This is a genomic window from Streptomyces chlorus (genome assembly GCF_042655885.1).
Classification (GTDB): domain Bacteria; phylum Actinomycetota; class Actinomycetes; order Streptomycetales; family Streptomycetaceae; genus Streptomyces; species Streptomyces chlorus.
The window spans coordinates 1-942 of record NZ_JBHSOA010000154.1 but is presented as its reverse complement, the minus strand read 5'-3'; the positions used below and the strand labels follow the sequence as shown (position 1 = coordinate 942).

Here is a 942-nt window from a genome sequence, read left to right as displayed (position 1 = left end):
TCGTTCGAGCGCAGGACGCGTCCGTGCAGGATGGTGTGGCGCAAGGCGTAATAGGCGCTCTCGTGTTCCCAGCGCTCATGATAGAGGCGCACGAGGTGGCCGGCGGGATAGCGGCGGGCATCCAGGAGCGTGGTCACCAGGCGGTAGGAGCCCTCGAAGGTGCTGCCGTCCGTGCAGGTGATGCTCACCTGAGCTTCGATGATGCGCACCCGGACGCCACCGATAACCGAGAGGTAGGAGGAGTCCGTGAGCGGTTTCAGGACTGGCGGGCGACGGCGCTTGTTGATACGGCCGAGGACCTGTGCGCCGGTGGCGTGCACCGCGGCGAGGAAGTCGTTGCCGTCGAAGCCCCGGTCCCACAGCACCAGCATCTTCGGGCTCAGATGCTGCAACAGCCGGGTGGCGTAGGAGGTTTCGCCCTCCCGGGTGGGGCCGAAGACCGCGCCGATCACGGACCGGGTGCCGGTCTCGACCAACGTCATCAACTCGACCTGGGGATACCCGCCGTGCGGGCACTTTCCCAGCCAGCCCCGGTTGCGCTCGCTGTCGGGCACCTTGGTCGAACTGCAGCCGTCGAACGACACCGTCCGATACGGCCCGAATCGCACCCCCGGCGTCCTGGGCTGGGCCAGCGCCCCGGACAGCACCTCGAACAATGTCCTCACCGGGACACTGCCGAGTCTGCGCCGCAGATCACGCAACGCCTTCGCGCTCGGGCAGGCGACCGGAATCCCGGACAGGCCGGCGATCAGCTTGTCCCAGACCAGCCGGTAGCCGACCTCGGGAAACAGGCACATCGCCAGAAGGAAGTAGACACCGACCCGCGAGGGCAGATCACGCAGCCGCCGTTGCACGGTCCTGGTCTCGGACAAGACCGCGTCGACCAACTCGAACGGCACGATCGACGTCAGTTCTCCCAGGTGACCGGGCGCGAAACGGCCC

1 protein-coding gene is annotated in these 942 nt (G+C 67.4%); it reads right to left on the bottom strand.

The genetic code is table 11. The features are described 5' to 3' along the window. A partial coding sequence (locus tag ACFPZI_RS37075) for a transposase domain-containing protein (protein WP_381371567.1) occupies window positions 1-942 on the bottom strand: 942 nt, incomplete at both ends.